The sequence below is a fragment of the Streptomyces sp. NBC_01283 genome, from assembly GCF_041435335.1.
In the GTDB taxonomy this organism is placed as follows: domain Bacteria; phylum Actinomycetota; class Actinomycetes; order Streptomycetales; family Streptomycetaceae; genus Streptomyces.
The window spans coordinates 58,029-74,083 of the sequence record NZ_CP108431.1 but is presented as its reverse complement, the minus strand read 5'-3'; the positions used below and the strand labels follow the sequence as shown (position 1 = coordinate 74,083).

Genomic DNA, 16,055 nt, shown 5'->3' with positions numbered 1-16,055 from the left:
TGGTGAGGGCGTGCAGGGCAGCAGTGTGGTCGCCGAGTGCGGTGAGGGCCTGTGCACGCTGGTAGTGCAGCGCGCCGGCAGGGTAAGCGGTGAAGGGCCCGGAGGCAGCGTCGGTCTGCCGGTACATGGATTCGGCGCGGGCCACTGTGGCCAGCGCGGTATGGCGGTCGTGCCGGGCCTGTATAACGCCCAGATGGGCGAGAGTGTAGGTCTGGATGGCGGGTGGAGCGTGGCGGGCGTGATGGGCTGCGCGTTCAGCGAGGTTCAGGACTGCGGGGTGGTGGTGGCCCAGGTCGTGCGCGTGAGTGGCCATGGTGCGCAGAGCGATGGCCAGAGTGGCGGCATCGTTGGCGTCGGCGGCGAGCCGGGCGGCCACCTGATGGTAGTGCTGAGCGGTGCGGTCGTGGCCGCTGTCGGCGCACAGGTTGCCGAGCAGCAGGGTCAGCTGGGCGGTGGCATTGAGCAGGTCGCGGTGGACCCTTTCGCGGGCGGGGGCGTGCAGGAGGGGGGTTGCGTGGTGGGCGAGGTAGGTGGCCAGTGTCGGCCGTATGTGCTGTCCGCCGTACTGCTCGGCCGCGTTGAAGAAGAAGGTTGTCAGGGAGCGCAGATGCTCGGCTTCAGCCGTTCCGGGGCGCATGTCGGGCCCGGTCGGCCCCCGGCGTGTGAGCGATCCGCCAGGGAGGGTCAGGTCAGGAACGAGCAGAACAGCGAGACTGAAGACGCTGGCACTGGCCAGCGTGCGGCGGGTGGGGGCGAGTTCGGCGGCGGTGAGCTGGACGAGCTTGTGTACGGGGTCGGCTTCCCAGGACGGGTCCACCGTGGTGGCTGGGGCGCGGGTGAGACCCGCCTCCTGCACGGTGACCGGTCTGCCCAGACTACGGGAGAGACATTCGAGCAGGAGGGCTGGAGCGGGCGGTCTGGGCCGGGCGCCAGCCAGCCAGCGCCGCACCGTGCTGTGATCGCACACCACCGACGAGCCGTGTTCGGCGGCAACCGCGCGCAGCGCGCGGGCCAGCTGTGTGGGGCTCAGGCCGGCCGTCTGCATGAGCATCTGCAAGGCGGTGTTGGGCGTGCGGGGCATACGGTTCCCCTCCACTACGCGCCACCACGAGGCTGTGCGCGCACAGCTGTCGAGTCGAGACCGTCATGGGCATGGCGTTGCCTAGGGAGTGGTGCCCGACCAGGTGTACCCTCTGGGGCGTTTGCTGCCTAGACGTGCGTCGGACGGACCAGCCGGAAACCGGCCACAGTTGAAGGTTCAGCCCGACGGTCAAGCTCGCGGCGTCGAGCAGATTCATCGGCTCACCGGCCGCAGTACATCACTGTGGCACCTGCACCATCGGGGCGAACAGCCCAAGCACTATGGAAATCTGTCTCGAATGCGGTGGACCGGTCTGCTGCCCAGTCTGAGCGTCTGTGAGCGCTGCCCGAAGAGGCAGCCGCCGCTTGATTCGTTGAGTTCGTCTGGACTTGGGGGACAAGTTCCCGGCCGCCGCGTGCTGTGGGGACAGCGCCCGGGGCGAGTCGTGCAGTTCGACGTGGAGATCTTGGGCGTCGTCTGCACAGGACATCTGACGAATCCCCCGCAAGCGTGCTCGACGGCGACCGGCGCCTTGATCGGGCCGTGGCGGGGCCAACGGCTGTAACGCGCTTGCAAGCGTGCGTTCTTGGCCTGGGCCGCACCGAACGTGGGGCGGCGGCATGTCACCGCCGGTCTCGGCCTCGACTCCCTCAACCACCCCCGGTTCACTCCAGGGATCGAGTCCAGCAGGCCCTACACCGGGTAGAAAGGCGCCAGCGCTCCTCGACGCGTGCCGTCAGCCGGTCGGTCAGCTCGGGGATCATGCTGCGCAGTCGGGGCTTGGCCAGGACCTGCGCGCCTCGCTCGCCCTCGATCAGGGCCTGGAGCAGGGCACGACCGGAGACCCTCGTGGGGCCGGAGACGACCGCGGGCTTGGTGTTGGGATCCTCCAGCAGATTCTCCAGGCGCTGCACGGCCTGGGCACGCTTGCTGGTGAGCTGGGTATGGACTCAAGCCACGTCGGTTCGCGTACCGGCGTCGTGTCGATCACCAGGCTGACGTCCGCGCCGAGTAGGCGTTCACGCAGATCGAGGGGTGGCGTTGGCGGCGGCGGTAGTAGAAGGTCTCGGTGGAGTTGAGGACGCCGGCGCCGCGTGGCCCGGTCGGGCCAGGTGCGGGTGCTGATTTCCTCCTGAGCAGGGCTCAGAGACTCCCCGTGGCCGCATTGTCGAAGCGTGATCCGGTGTGTCCGCGGCACTGCGGCGGTCTCAACGCCCCAAATTTGGGGACGGACAGCGTTAAGGTGACACACCCTCGTCACCGCTCGGTCGACGGCTTGGATCGAACAGAATCAGAGTGGATCCGGGCGGTACCGTGATCGTTCCGATAGGTGCAGATAGCCCGGAAGGTAAACACACACTGTGGGTTGATCTGGGTGGGTCGAAGGTGAATGTGTGGTCGTCGGTGGTGTTCATGGCGACGAGGTACCCGGCGTAGTCGAGGAAGTAGAACGGGGCCTTTCCCACCATCAACTTCTCCAGACCGGTGACGTTTGTCGTGCCTGCGGTCGGATTGCAGTCGGGGGGCACCGGCGCAATCGGGAGCTGCAGGCCAGCCCAGGCTTGGTGCAGCGCTGGGCCGGGTGGCGTGTTGCCACCCGCAGTGGTGTTGGGTACAAGCTCTGGGCTGTTGATCGCGTAATCGGTGCTTACCCAGTCCTGGACATTGAAGGTGTCGGTGGGCGGGTTCGCCGGATCGAATGCAGGTTGCACCCATATGGTGGCTGACCTTTCGGATGTTGGGGTAAGCAGGTGCACCCGCGCCAGGTTGTTCACTGCTTGCCGTGCACGGAAGTACAGCGAGCAATAAAACAGCTCCTGGCCTCGTTTGACAGCCAAGCAGGCATTGACTTCGTCGGTGAAGACGAAATCTGCTCTCTCCCACCGACCGGGAAGACGTGCTGGTGAGGCGGGGGCAGCTTGGAACGAGGGGAGCTGGTAGCCGAGGAACTTGAGGGCATTGAGTCCGACTCTGCTCCAGTGGTTGGTGGTCTGCAAGGCCAGTGTCGGCCCGAATTGACCGTCAGCGATCATCTCCTGGGCATAACCGAGCAGGTCGGGATCGCTGAATGTCGCAGCGGCGGTGATGGTGGAAGAGTCCCAGTCTGCGCGCTCGCCGTAGACGATGTCTCCGGGGTAGGTCTCGTTCCGCCACCCGATCATTGACTCCATGCGCATGCACGTCTTCCCACTGGCATCGGTGGCTGGGTATCGGAACCAGCTTCGTGCCTTGCACATCTGCACCATGCGGTCCCGGAGTCGTTCATCGACCACCGCACCGTTTCCCGCGTCGGCGCCGAGTTTCCAGCCTGCGCCGCCCGCAACCGACCACCACATTCGTGCCAGTGTGCCGTTGGTCTCGCCGTAGTTGCCAACAAAGCCGAGCTCCCGGCTCAGTCCCTTGGGGGTGACCAGGTAGTAATTGTGTCCTAGTACCCATGAAGGGTTGCCTGCTTCGTCCTCATTTCCCTGGAAGGGTGCCAGGCCGACCGAGATGTACAGCCAGTGCATCGCTCGCGCCTGCGGCCAGGCGTCAGCGGGAGAAACCAGGGAGAGTCCCCGGTTGCATTCGTAGACACCGAGTGCTGCGTACTGGTTCTGGTTTGTGTAATGCCGGGTGTGCCGACGCCAGTACTCCCGGCTGTTGTACAGCATGTCGCGGTAGGCGGTGCGCCGCGGTACGGGTGTGTCATGCTCGGGGAGCGGCGCGGTGATCGAGATGTCGTCGAACCAGGCAGATTCATTGTTGGTCACGCATATACAGAATTCGTACTGAGTGGAATTCGCCGGCACGGTGAATGTGTTTTTCAGCTGCTGCCAGCCGGAAACCCCAGTGGTGGTGCGCTGTTCGCCGCAACTGGCTACGTAGGCGCCCTGCGCGTCGTAGAACTGTGTTAGTACGTGGGGGGTCTTCGCAGTTGCGTCGGTTTTCACCCATACTGAGTAGGTCATGGTGCCTTGACCCGTAAGTGCTCGGCTGTTCGAAGTCACCGTCAGCGCACCGCCGCCGGAGACGAGCTTGGCGGATGCAAGCCCGGAGTGGGTGATCGTGGTGTCCCGGCTTAAGGTTCCGTGATCGGCCCAGGCTGCCGCTGTCCATCCCTGCGGCGTTGGCCCGCCTCCCTCGAAGCCGAGATTGAGCAGCGCTAACGGCCCCTGTGTCACACACTTGTCCAGCGAGGGTTGAAGATCACCCCAAGCCGTGAATAGCACTACGCCGACTCGGCCGAATCCTTCCCACTGCTGTGGGGAGTTGGTGAGCGCGGTAGGGTCTTTCTGCCAGGCGTTGTACTGGGCGTCGATGGCTTGGCAGACAAGTTCGAGCGCGTCGGCATTACGGTAGGCCGGGGATTCCGGCCAGTAGTAGCCGCGGCAGAGCATTTCGTAGTGCCACGGGTCCATCGAGGTGGGCTGCCTGCCGTACAGGAGCGCATCCTGATCGCGCAGTGCCCGAGCGCGGACTGCGGCGATGGCTGGGTCGTCGGTGGGTATGCGTATTCCCGGGGGCGCCGGCTGTCCGAAGTCGTCATCGGGCCCGGGCAGAAAACATGGGTCGGTGTGCGTGTAGGCCCGGTAGATTCCCCGGGACGGTGTCGTCATGGCGAAGTAGTAATCGCCTGTCGCATTGCTTCCATATGGGTAGACCCTGCCTGTCGACGCGATGCGGAGCCGCACTGAGGATTCCCCCCGAGCGCAGGACAGTGGCAGGGTGTGGCTGAAGAACGCACCGGGCAGTCGCGGGGCCGTGTGCATCATGTCGATGGCGTCTACAGGCCCTTGGTCGATCCAGCCCATCATCTTGCCCTCGATGAAGACCTGCAGCCGCCAGAGATCGTTGCACGAGGCGTCGGAGCTACAGTCGCCTCCCCAGAATTTCACCGTGAGGTAGTTCATTTTCCTCGGGTCGACCCTGAGGGTAAACGACATCGCGCCTCCCCAGAAGCCGGCCGGAGTCTCGGGCTTCAGCACTCGTGCCGACTGGCCGAGATAACCGGTGATGACAGCCGAGTTGACCGCACTGATTGCATGGCGATCCTCCGACGCAGGATCGCCGAAGACCACGGTGTCGAGTGCAGCCAGAGCAGATGATTCCTGTTCTGGCTGCGCATCTTCAGACTCCGCGTGCGTTCTGGGGGCACCAGGTCCATGGTGACGATTACAGGAAGTCATTGCGCCCCATTCGCAGGATCTGGTAAATGAAAATTCGCGTTGCTTGACATGCCTTGCCGTGTTGAAAACCAGGCAAGTCGCATGCTGCGAGATGGCAGCTGGCGATCAGTACGCGGGGAATTTCTCACTCATCTGAATTCAGTATCCCCTAACTGTTGATATGCTGGTTCCTGTCGCCATTGCTGCGTGTTGAAGCGAATTCATCCACTATGAGCGTTTGTTCAGGAAACTGGAAGCGCAATGCCCTGACTGCGGAAGCCTGTGCTTCCCCGCTTGAATCGGATCGACGAGAAGACTGGCTCCTTGTAACAGGCACAGTGCGTACACTCGCTCCGGTGAAGGCAGCGGCACGCACCAAAGCCAGTTGATCCAACTTGCCGAAACGCTGCCATTCTTGATGCCACAGCGCGAACAATTTCGTGGTGGCCGCAGATTTTTTCAACAGGATAATCCTGCTGTCGAACAGCGTCCGGCCTGTCAAGCCGAGTCGAATCATCAGCTCACATTCTTCCGCAGACCAGTGGTGCTGCGGCTGGTCGATCAGGCCGCCAACATTTGTGAATGAATCGATAGTTATGGCAATATCGCAGTCATCGACATACCTCCACATGTCATCGATACTGCCTGCCGGAATTGCATCTGATCCCAGATAGAGAGTAGTTTCAAAGCTGAATTCAAGTAGGCGAGTTTTGTGATATTGCGGGGGATAGCCACCTCCGACTTCAGGGACCACGGCGCTCTCGCACTCAAGACTTGATGGAAGCCAATCGGCGTCATCGGTGACAACACGGATAGGCCCGAGGTAGCCGTAATTCCGGAGCGAGGAAATGCTGGCGATAGTAGGGCCTCGCTCCTCGTGCCTCGTGGCAACATAGAGAACGCCAGAATTTTTCTCGGCACTTCCATGGGGTTGATTGGTCGCAGGTTGGATGTTTCGGCGACGGCGGACTGGTTGCCAGCCCAGGCGCATTGCCCGGCGCAAAAGCAGCGACCGGGCCTGTAGGTGGTGCGGCCTGGCTTGCCGTGAATACGGGCGGTCCAGCTCGTTCATGTTGACAAGCGTTTCCGGGTCGGCATCGCTCGGTGTGAGATAGCTGGCAAGGCCAGCGTACATTCCCAAACCCACCGCAAGGAGGATATCATCCTCAGGATCCTCAAATTCCCTGAGCAGATTCCTCATCTGCGGAACATGTACGAGACTCTCTGTCCGGACAAAGAAGGCCCTAACCAGAATATCAACCTCGGTGAAATCGTCACGCCGCGCGATGTCCTGCGGCCGATAAGAGCCGTCACTTTCTAGAATTCGACCCAATTGACCTAGGGCACCGAAACCACTTAACCGCTCTGCCCAAGTCAGGAAGTGCTCAACGCAGCGCATGCCGGGCAACATGTCATCGTCGATGAAAAAAGTATATTCATGATCGTAACCCCCAACCGGGATGTAACGGCTAAATGATCCCAGGTTATGCTCCCAGCGGTAGACGCGGTCACTGGAAGACAAGGTGCTAAATGGTAGTTGAAACTCTGGCGAATTGTGGCAGTCGCAAATTGTGACAGTGCAGGGGACGGTCTGCCGACGCAGGGCAGACACGATCTCGACCACATTGGAAGGGCGCTTCCAATTAATGATAACGACTTCTACCCTATTTTTGTTCGGCGGGGCCATGGGGTGCTCTCCTGGAAGTTAGGGCGGTAGGGCGAAACTTTGATCTTGATCATTATTGCCTGCAGGGCGGGGAGGTGAGTCGCTTCAGCAGCAATAGGCGGGTCCAAGATGAGCCCCTGGATCTAAATCTGGCTGAGGAGCTAAAACCCAGCCCGGTGCGTCACGCCCCACCTGCTTAGGGTAATTCCGCTGTGAAGTCGAGAAGCGCATGAAGCGGGGGAGGCGAACACATCCGCCTGACACACCGCGAGTCTGCTCCAACAACCGTGACTTAAAGGGTGACGGGGTGCGAGATAACCGGCGCGGTGCGGAGCGAAGTACGCCGGCGGCCAATCGGCTGACAGGTGTGCTACTAGAGCCGCAGCCGCAGCTCAGAAGACCCTCAGGAATTCGCTAGGTACAGTAACCTGGACCATAGTTCTCTACCTCCCTGAGTCATCAAATAGGATTAAGTCGCGGACGTCTACTCGCGACCCGATTTGCCAATTCGGCCTGCAATCTATCCGATTGGATGGCGAGCGCGCGCGCATCCTCCTTCGTCACGTAGGTGCTGGCCACACTGGCGGTTAGTCGACGCACTGAATCAATGCTGCAGCGTCCCGCGACGTATTCACAGAAGCCTCGATAGGCCTGCTCGTACAGGGCGTCGAGACGGGCGCGTACTTCCCTGCGGGTCTCGGAAGCCATGCCCGTGTCCGGTGAGGTTGAGAGCGAACCAGGTCGCAGATCGTGATGGTACAAAGACGCGTCAACATACGCGAGTTTGGAAATCAGGGACAAAAATGCAGGTATGATCGTGTCGTAGGCGATACGAAAGCCGCCGTAGTAGCCACCGATCGCTCGCAACGTCTGAGTTTCGTACAAGCCGAAGTGATAGGCAATCGGCACCAGTTGTGGTGGCGGCTGCGATAGGCACTCGGCGTGGCTGTGTTTTTTCGGCGGTCGGTCATGCACGTACCGGGCAAGGGCAGAGAATGCCGCGCCGGCATGATTCTCGCGAAGCACCTCAAACAAAACTTCGGCGCGGTGTGGCGAACTCCAGTCGTCGGCATCCTGGACCATGAAATAACGGTCTGATGTTGCCGATAGCGCGACGGCGTCGGCGAAATACCGGCCTCGGTTTGCGTCAAGATCGAATCGAACGAGGCGGCGATCCCTAATGTCCGCCAGCAGGTCCCAGGGGCCGGGCTGCTCTCCATCGTTCAAGACTATCAGGGTGAGGTCTCCGTGAGTCTGCCCGAGAATGGATTCGACAGCTCGCCGCAGGAGCGGCCGGCAGCCATAAAAGGGCAATGAGACTGTGATGGCACGCTCAGCTGAAGATGTCTTGGGCATGACTCACTATTTCCTTAAACTCGGAGAAGCTGCTTTCGGTGCTTCTTTCTTATCCGCAGTCCTCCTCCCGGCCTGGAGGTCGCACCCCTTATGTCGTCTGGGGGGGGGCGCCGGACGCTGGACGCCATAGCACTTAGCCGGAAGCACCCCTACGCTGTTGCGGCTAAATAGCTCGTCCCAATAAGTGCAACACCTTCGTCCGTACCAGTAAAGTGTTCACGGGCGCTGTACTCAGGGCTCATCGCGCAACCTTGTGTGCTTGTGAAGCATCAAGAGCATGGGGGCGGCTTGGACGGTGCGGCTGATGCGCTCGGTCGACCAGTCGGCCCAGGCAGGACGCGCCAGGACTGCAGTCGGGCGAAGGCGGGTTCGCCGGGTGTGCGCAGTTGGACGTGGTCGCGAAGGAACTACTTGTATGGCGTTGGGGCGTTTCCCCTTGGTCGTGGACATCCTGATCATTGGATCGTGAAGATCCATAGGACAGGAGTTCCCGTTGGGGACCTCGAAGTACTCGCCTGACTTCCGGGCCGATGCTGTCGCGCTGTACCACGCCAGGGGCCTTGACCCCCCTACACCTCGGCCAGATGAGCCGACATCTCCCCATGGGTCAGTGCCTTCGCGGACAGAGACAGAACCATCTCCTCGGCCCCAGCCAGACGGTGCTGTCGCGCCTTCACGAGCTGCGGCTCGAAGGGGCCGGCGGTGCCGCGGGGCACCTCCACCTCGACCGGGCCGACGTCGGGCAGCACGGTCTTCGAGCGGCTGCCGTTACGGCTGTTGCCGCTGTTCCTGCCAATCACGTCGTGCTTGTCATAGCCGACGTGGTCGGTGACCTCGCCCTCCAGGGCGGACTCCAGCACTCGCTTTGTCAGCTGCTGCAGCAGCCCGCCCTCTCCTGTCAACTGCAGCCCGCCGGAATGGGCGCGCTCGACCACCATCCCGATCAACTGCTCATCCGACACCACTTCCGCGACCGACTCGACGACCGGCTCCTCCACGACCTCATGCTCGGTAACGGTCTTGCCCATCAGGCGTCTCCTTGATCATCGGATCCGCCGGCTATGGGAGCACTCCCGACCCGGGAAAGCCCGGTAGCCGTATGCGAATCGGCGGGTAGCTCGTTGCCTTCACAAGCGCACAAGGCTGCCCGATGTGACCAGCAATGTAAGTATCGCCCCTCTGTGCTACGTCGACTTTGGATAGTTCACTAGTAGTTCGCGCCATAGCTCGGGGGTCAGGCGCCCCATTGCGGGGCCACGGAAAGGGCAACGGGGCACGTGACGGAATTCAACGACATGCTCAGCCGTAGCTGGAATGGGAGAAAACTCGCGGTCTGCGCAAGGGTATTCTCCTGGCTGTCATCGCGGCTGCCCAACTTCTAGTTGTGCTCGACTCGACGATCGTCAACATCGCCCTGCCCCGCATTCAGTGCACCTTGAGGCTCGCAACCACTTGACACAGCGGGTCGGCGGCTCACTGGGCCTCGTACTGCTGACGGGTTCTGTTGACATTTCAGACATAATGAAGGGATGTAGTCGTGAGCGAGGACACTGGTCTCCCTGAGGGCGAGACGCACCAAAACCGGAACGCAGCAGAGTCGTTCGGTTCAGACCCCGAGCGCTACGACCGAGTCCGCCCTCGCTACCCAGCCGCCATGGTGGAATCGGTCGTTGCCGCCCTCCCTGGGGTTGATGTGCTCGACGTAGGGTGTGGGACTGGCATCACTGCCCGCCAATTCCAGGCAGCCGGATGCACGGTGCTTGGGGTCGACGTCGATGCGCGGATGGCCGAAGTGGCGCGACGCTGCGGAGCCGAGGTCGAAGTTGCAGCGTTCGAAACCTGGAACACAGGCAGCCGGAAGTTCGACGCAGTCGTGTCCGGACAGGCATGGCACTGGGTGGACCCCGTCGTCGGCGCGGCCAAGGCAGCCCAGATATTGCGTCCAGGCGGGCGCATAGCTGTGTTCTGGAACGTGCTCAAACCTCCACCGGCTATAACGGAAGCCTTTACCGCGGTCTACCGCCGGGTTCTACCAGACATGCCGATGTACCTCAGCGGACTGATGCCTGGCCCAGCTGGGTATTTGACTCTGTGTGACAAGGCGGCCGACGGGATACGTAGAACAGGCGCCTTCGATGCACCGGAGCAACGGGAGCTCGACTGGAACCAGACGTATTATCGAGATGAGTGGCTGGATCAACTGCCCACCTTCGCCGGCCATAGCCAGTTTCCGGCAGGCAAGCTCGATGAACTGTTAGCAGGCATCGGGGGAGTGATTGACAGTTTGGGAGGACGGTTCACCATGCGGTACACGGTGGCGATGGTGACCGCGACACGAATCGGACCCTGACTTTTAAGTCCTCAAGCCCTCCAACCCGACCGGTGCCGTAGCAGAATCGATTGAGGAGCTATGCATGGGCAACGTTTATGTAGCCGGTGTCGGCATCTGCCTACCGCCGAGGGGGAGCATGGACAGCGCCGCTGCACAGGGCTCTACGACGCTGACGAGGCTGTGAGAACTCAGCAACGAGCCGCCACGTGGCACCGCCCAGCGAGCGTGCGTTAGATCTCGCCGTCTCGGCTGCCCTATCCGCAAATGCGCGGATCCGGCGGCCAGTCAAGGGCCGGGGGCATTCCCCCAACGAACAGCTCGCCTTGCATACGTCTACATGGCCAACCGACGCCCACACCGCGTTCATCATCGCGGATGCCACCAGCTCGATCCCCCACACCCTGCGGTCCATCGAGCCGGAGGACGAGACGATCGCCGAGCCGGAGATGATCGTCGGCTTCGACGACCGCAGACGCTTCTGCCGCGTCTTCACGAGCTGCGGCTCGAAGGGGCCGGCGGTGTCGCGGGGCACCTTCACCTCGACCGGGCCGACGTCGGTCAGCACGGTCTTCGAGCGGCTGCCGTTACGGCTGTTGCCACTGTTCCTGCCAATCACGTCGTGCTTGTCATAGCCGACGTGGTCGGTGATCTCGCCCATCAGGCGTCTCTTTGATCATCGGATCCGCCGTCTTTTGGACACTCCCTGTTGGGGAAGTGGCCGCGGCCTTGACGACCCGTCGGATCCGGGCGTTGCCGGACTCGATCGCGTTCTTGGGGTCTGCACTGTTCCTGGGGGAGCAGCACACAGCTCATTCGCCCTCGGGGCTGCCTTTCATTGCCATCGATCGGGCGAGAGCGTGTGTGACGATGCGGCGAAGTCCGGTCTCCTCCTGATGCCGCTCGATGGGTGTCATGTCGGCGAAGGTCTTGCCGAAGGGCGCGATGACCAGGATGTCTTCGAGGAGCGCTCCCGCGTTGTGTGCCCTGTGGGCGCGTTCCTTGTCGAGGTGCCCGTGTGTGTGGTGCAGGGCCGACCAGCAGACGCCGTTGGGCAGAGCGAATGCGATTGCTGTATCCAGGCGGCAGGAGGTGTCCGGTAGCGGGGCGATGGCAGCGGCGAGTACGGCACGGCGCTCGGCCTCAGTGGCCTGCTCTGTGATCAGCCCGCCCCAGGTTTTCATCGCAGCGCCGGGGGCGCCGTCCAACGCGTCGATGTACAGGCCGAGATCGTCGGCGAAGCAGGCCCGGCCAGTGGAGCCGGACCAGGTCTTGGCCTTGACACGGGCATTGGCAAGGGGTGAGGTGGACGTTTCGGAGATGGCGAGGTGTAGGCCAAGGTCGTCGGGAAACTGCACGTCGATGCTGGCGGGCAGGAGGCGGCGCCAGCGTCGCGCTTTGTCGGGGTTGGTGGTGCCTACGAGGACAGCGGTGATCTGCTCCATCGGTCCTCCTGGCAGGTCATCCGCCGGGACCGGCCGTCACGGGCGGGATGGGCCCGGGGCTATAAGTCGGCGGTGCGGTTGCGACAAGTGCTCCGACCAGGTGGTGGATGTCAGGCGACACGGTCACCAGATCCGATGTGTTCTCCGGTAGGAAGCCGGCCGTGCGTACGCGGGTGAGGAAGGCTGCCAGTTCATCGTAGAAGCCGTCGACATTGAGCAGGCCACAGGGTTTGTGCTGGAGGCCTAGCTTGTTCCAGGTGCACATCTCAAAGAGTTCGTCCATGGTGCCGACGCCGCCGGGCAACGCCAGGAAGGCGTCGCTGAATCGTGCCATCACTTGTTTCCGTTCGGCCAGGCCGCCCACGACGTGCATCTGGGGTACCCGCTCGTGGACGATCTCACGGTCACGTAGCCAGTGAGGGATGACGCCGATGATGTCTCCGCCGACGGCGAGGGCACTGTCTGCGAGCACTCCCATAAGGCCAATTCGTGCGCCACCGAACACGATGCCTATCCGGCGGTTCGCGAGCTCGACGGCCAGGTCGTGTGTGGCCGCGGTGAACTGTGGGTTGTGTCCGACCGTCCCTCCGCAAAACACGCCTATCCGCATGGTCGGCTCCAGGACGTCCCGGGGCGGGCGATCAGCTCTTCCAGCATGGCCGCTACCTGGCCGGGGTGCGGTTGTGCGGCCATTTCACCTTGAACCCTTGCGGCGCCCTGACGGTATCTGGCGTCGGTGATGAGGTCGGCGGCCGCCTCGCGTACGGTCTCGGGGGTGAGCTGGGACGGCTGTAAGGCGCGGCCGGCACCGGAACGTACGACGGCGTTGGCGACGTCGAACTGGTCAGCCATTCTGGGGATCACCAACTGGGGGATCCCCATGCTGAAAGCGGTCTGGGTCGTGCCGGCACCGCCGTGGTGCACCAACAGGGCGGACCCTTCGGCGGCCAGGTTAAGAGCCAACCAGGGGCCTGCGACTGTATCGGCGAGATGGACTCCGGCCGGGAGTGTGATGAGGTCGGTGAGGGCCTTCGCTGCCTCGTGCGGGAGTACGATCACGACTTGCTCGAGGAGGTCGTGCAATGCGGTGATCAGCGCGGGAAGGACCTCAAGGCCCCCTGTCTTGGGCAGGATAGAGCCGAGCGTCACGCATGCGCGTGACGTGCCTACGGGGCGGCCAAGCAGCCAAGTCGGCATCGTCTCGGGCCCGTTGTAGGGGACATACCGCATGGGCTGGCCGGGGTGCGCGAGTAGACTCGTCGGCCAGGTCTCCAGTCGGACCGCCGCAGGGGTCTCTGCAGGCTGGTATCCCCACGCGCCGTAGAGATCGGCTAGTTCGTCGTGCGCGGCGGCCATTGCTCTCTGCGCGATCGGGAGGCCAGGGGACAGGCTGACCGCTGGTACTCCCAGGACGGACGCGACGAGCGGTCCGGAGAAGTCCAAAGTCGGATGAAGCACTAGGTCAGGGCTCCACTGTTGGCAGAAGCTGACGATCGGCTCGGCCAGGTGCAAGGCGAATCGGCTGACCAGCCGCAGGGCCCGCACATGCATGGCGGCCGGGTCTGCTGCCCAGGCATCAAGGAGCTCGCCCTTTCCGCCCTCCATGATGTCCCGGGTGCGGACCACGCCGCCCACGGGAGCCGCTGGCAGGCCCGCCTGCGCGACGATGTCAACAAAGTTCTCTGGGACAGCGACCCGCACCTCGTGCCCGGCGCCGCGCAGGGCCCATCCCAGCGGGACCAGCGGGTAGAAGTGGCCGTACTGCGGGCAAGTGGTCATGAGTATCCGCATTGCGCGCCTCCCGCGGCTTCCTGATCCGCCCGCAACATCCCCGCGAAGGCGATCATCCGGGCGTTGTCCACGCAGACCTCGGGTGGCGGGATGCACACCCACCGGCGGTCATGAGCAGCACGGTTGCGGGCAAGCGTCCGCAGCCGGCTGTTCGCGGCGACTCCGCCGCCCAGGCACACCCCATGGGCATCCCATGCGGCGGCGGCGGAGAAGGCCTTCTCGACCAGAATGGCCATCACCTGTTCCTGGGCGGCGGCAGCGAGTTCACGGGGGTCGGCACCAGAGGCCTGATGTGCGTGCGCCACCTCTTCGTACAGCGCGTGGAAGTCGAAGTCGTATCCGTTGGCTGAGTTCGCACGTGCGGTGATCGCGAATCGATCGGTCAAGGGCGGGACGGTTGCCTGCTGGGACAGGACATCGATCGTGATGGCACCGTCAGGCTGCCCGGCCGGCACCAGTCCCAGAAGCTCTGCACACCGGTCCAGGACGGAGCCCGGTGCCCTGCCGTGGCCAAAACGATTGCGGGGAGCAGCCTCGTGACTGCCCAGTAGCTGATAGTCGCCTACGCCACGCACCAGCGACAGGCGGCAATGCCCCCCGGCGACCGTGAGGCCGATGTAGGGGAACTGAAGGCCGGGTTGGTACAGCAGGGCGATCAGCAGGTGAGCCTCGTGATGGTCGACCTCAAGCAGCTTCGCTTCGCGGTGCCGGGCCGTCTGTCTCAGGATGGGACGGGCGAGTTCCACGTTGCGGTTGTGCTTCCCGGAGACCACCGACAGACAGCAGAGTTCGAAGGGGATGTCGGCGGGTGCGGCTGCCACGGCCGCGGTCACGATCTGCGGCAGGGTCCGTGTATGGAAGGCAGCTAACTCCTGTGACCACTCAGGAGTGTCCTGGACAATGCCTGGGGGCGGCCGGAACACCATATTCGCTTCGTCGATCACCTGTCGGTCGGGCGTCAGCAGGCTCACGCAGCAGTTGTTGAAGGTGACTTCCACCCCAAGAACCAGTCCCCGCCCGGGCGCCGTCATGCTGCAGCCCTGTCGAAGCGGTCACGGACAGCCAGCCAGCCTTCGCCCGCGGGCGGGGCCAGGACTGCGATGGTGCTGACACCGCACTCATCGAGTCGGTGCAAGGCGGCATACAGTTCCGCACCGAATCCCTGCGGATCAGCCGGCAGGATCTCCACCCGAGTGTCTGGGTCTGCCACGGCGGCATCGGACGGATGGTAGGTGAGGATTCCCAGGGGTGACCTCAACTGTTGCAGCGTTGGCTTATCGAAGTCGGCCACGAGCACAATGCGGGCGCGCGGCGCATAGTGCCGTTTGCTCATGCCCGGTGAACGGACCGCCTCCGGATGCGCGCTTCCGTGCCCGGGGACGTCGAGGACACCCACTGCGGCACGGATGTCCGCCACGGCCAGAGCGCCTGGACGAAGCAGGCGAGGTGTGCCACAGCTGACATCCACCACAGTTGACTCGAGCCCCAGCCGGCAACGGCCTCCGTCCAGGACCAGCGGCACCTCCGGCAGGCTCCGCACCACGTGCTCGGCGCTCGTGGGGGACAGCCCTTCGGAACGGTTCGCACTCGGGGCTGCCAGCGGCAGCTCACACGCCTCTAGCAGGGCCTGTGCCACCGGGTGCGCCGGCACTCGGATCGCGACCGTAGGCGATCCGGCACTGACGTGTGCGGGCACGTGAGCAGCACGCTCCACGACCAGTGTCAACGGGCCAGGCCAGAACCGCTGGGCCAGTTCAGCCGCCTCATCAGGCCATGTGGCGGCGAGCGATCGTGCCATGTCGGCATTCCTTGCATGGACGATCAGTGGGTTCCAGGACGGGCGCCCTTTCAACTGGTACACCGCCGAGATCGCCGCTGCTGACAGGGCGTTTGCCCCCAGGCCATAAACTGTCTCGGTGGGAAACGCACACACCTTGTCGCCCTTCAAGAGCGTGACTGCCTGGCTCAGGCCCTCAGTGTCCGGCACCACGATCTGAGACGGTCGCATCGTCTGCCTCCCCAGGCCGTACCCATGGATTCGAAGATCGATATCCTGTGCGCTTGCTGTTCCATTGGAGTGCCCGGGGATGGCTTCAGGAAGACGGCTGAGTCCGGCAACGCGTTGCACGTGCAGCAACTTAGTGCGCTTGTGAAGATCTCTCCTCTTGGCGGCACCACCGGCGCACACCTGGCTTGCTGGGCACCTCCGGCCAAGGACGGTGGACGTCCGCCTGACCGG

At 63.3% G+C, this 16,055-nt stretch carries 11 protein-coding genes and 2 pseudogenes; 1 reads left to right on the top strand and 12 read right to left on the bottom strand.

Annotation, left to right across the window (positions count from 1 at the left end; all coding sequences use genetic code 11):
• The 6 genes and pseudogenes from OG302_RS42855 to OG302_RS42830 form a co-directional block, all read right to left on the bottom strand.
• Positions 1-1,081, bottom strand: a 1,081-nt coding sequence (locus OG302_RS42855) for a hypothetical protein (protein ID WP_371750463.1), incomplete at its 3' end; no start/stop codon positions are given.
• A 665-nt stretch (positions 1,082-1,746) separates the two neighbouring features.
• On the bottom strand, positions 1,747-1,995 hold the full coding sequence (locus OG302_RS42850) for a hypothetical protein (protein WP_371750462.1): 249 nt from the start codon (positions 1,993-1,995) through the stop codon (positions 1,747-1,749).
• Positions 1,996-2,319: 324 nt separating this feature from the next.
• Positions 2,320-5,142, bottom strand: coding sequence for a Tat pathway signal sequence domain protein (locus OG302_RS42845; RefSeq protein ID WP_371750461.1), 2,823 nt, complete (start codon positions 5,140-5,142; stop codon positions 2,320-2,322).
• Positions 5,143-5,398: 256 nt separating this feature from the next.
• Positions 5,399-6,916, bottom strand: coding sequence for a glycosyltransferase family 2 protein (locus tag OG302_RS42840; RefSeq protein ID WP_371750460.1), 1,518 nt, complete (start codon positions 6,914-6,916; stop codon positions 5,399-5,401).
• Between the two features lie 438 nt (positions 6,917-7,354).
• On the bottom strand, positions 7,355-8,251 hold the full coding sequence (locus tag OG302_RS42835; RefSeq protein ID WP_371750459.1) for a glycosyltransferase family A protein: 897 nt from the start codon (positions 8,249-8,251) through the stop codon (positions 7,355-7,357).
• Between the two features lie 572 nt (positions 8,252-8,823).
• Positions 8,824-9,279: pseudogene (locus OG302_RS42830) on the bottom strand (transposase); the annotation flags it as partial.
• A gap of 509 nt (positions 9,280-9,788) precedes the next feature.
• On the opposite strand from OG302_RS42830, the gene OG302_RS42825 reads away from it, so the two are divergent.
• Complete coding sequence (locus OG302_RS42825; RefSeq protein WP_371750458.1) at positions 9,789-10,601, top strand: class I SAM-dependent methyltransferase; 813 nt, start codon at positions 9,789-9,791, stop codon at positions 10,599-10,601.
• 450 nt (positions 10,602-11,051) lie between these two features.
• On the opposite strand, the pseudogene OG302_RS42820 reads toward OG302_RS42825, so the two are convergent.
• The 6 genes and pseudogenes from OG302_RS42820 to OG302_RS42795 all read right to left on the bottom strand — a co-directional run.
• Positions 11,052-11,244: pseudogene (locus OG302_RS42820) on the bottom strand (transposase); the annotation flags it as partial.
• Between the two features lie 148 nt (positions 11,245-11,392).
• Positions 11,393-12,025: a non-canonical purine NTP pyrophosphatase gene (locus OG302_RS42815; RefSeq protein ID WP_371750457.1), complete on the bottom strand. Its 633-nt coding sequence runs from the start codon at positions 12,023-12,025 to the stop codon at positions 11,393-11,395.
• Between the two features lie 16 nt (positions 12,026-12,041).
• Entirely contained in the window at positions 12,042-12,635 is a 594-nt protein-coding gene (locus OG302_RS42810) for a TIGR00730 family Rossman fold protein (RefSeq protein WP_371750456.1), read from the bottom strand.
• Positions 12,626-13,816, bottom strand: a complete 1,191-nt coding sequence (locus tag OG302_RS42805; RefSeq protein ID WP_371750455.1) for a nucleotide disphospho-sugar-binding domain-containing protein — start codon at positions 13,814-13,816, stop codon at positions 12,626-12,628. The genes OG302_RS42810 and OG302_RS42805 overlap by 10 nt, the downstream gene beginning before the upstream one ends.
• Entirely contained in the window at positions 13,801-14,814 is a 1,014-nt protein-coding gene (locus tag OG302_RS42800) for a hypothetical protein (protein WP_371750454.1), read from the bottom strand. Before OG302_RS42800 ends, OG302_RS42805 begins: the two co-directional genes overlap by 16 nt.
• 29 nt (positions 14,815-14,843) lie before the next feature.
• Positions 14,844-15,824, bottom strand: a complete 981-nt coding sequence (locus tag OG302_RS42795; protein ID WP_371750453.1) for an L-threonylcarbamoyladenylate synthase — start codon at positions 15,822-15,824, stop codon at positions 14,844-14,846.
• Between the last annotated feature and the right edge of the window lie 231 nt (positions 15,825-16,055).

What these genes read in the sequence shown, in the direction of transcription:
- OG302_RS42840 (WP_371750460.1), bottom strand. Translation starts at nt 6,916, where the DNA reads ATGGCCCCGCCGAACAAAAATAGGGTAGAAGTCGTTATCATTAATTGG.
- OG302_RS42795 (WP_371750453.1), bottom strand. Translation starts at nt 15,824, where the DNA reads ATGCGACCGTCTCAGATCGTGGTGCCGGACACTGAGGGCCTGAGCCAG.
- OG302_RS42810 (WP_371750456.1), bottom strand. Translation starts at nt 12,635, where the DNA reads ATGCGGATAGGCGTGTTTTGCGGAGGGACGGTCGGACACAACCCACAG.
- OG302_RS42815 (WP_371750457.1), bottom strand. Translation starts at nt 12,025, where the DNA reads ATGGAGCAGATCACCGCTGTCCTCGTAGGCACCACCAACCCCGACAAA.
- OG302_RS42835 (WP_371750459.1), bottom strand. Translation starts at nt 8,251, where the DNA reads ATGCCCAAGACATCTTCAGCTGAGCGTGCCATCACAGTCTCATTGCCC.
- OG302_RS42805 (WP_371750455.1), bottom strand. Translation starts at nt 13,816, where the DNA reads ATGCGGATACTCATGACCACTTGCCCGCAGTACGGCCACTTCTACCCG.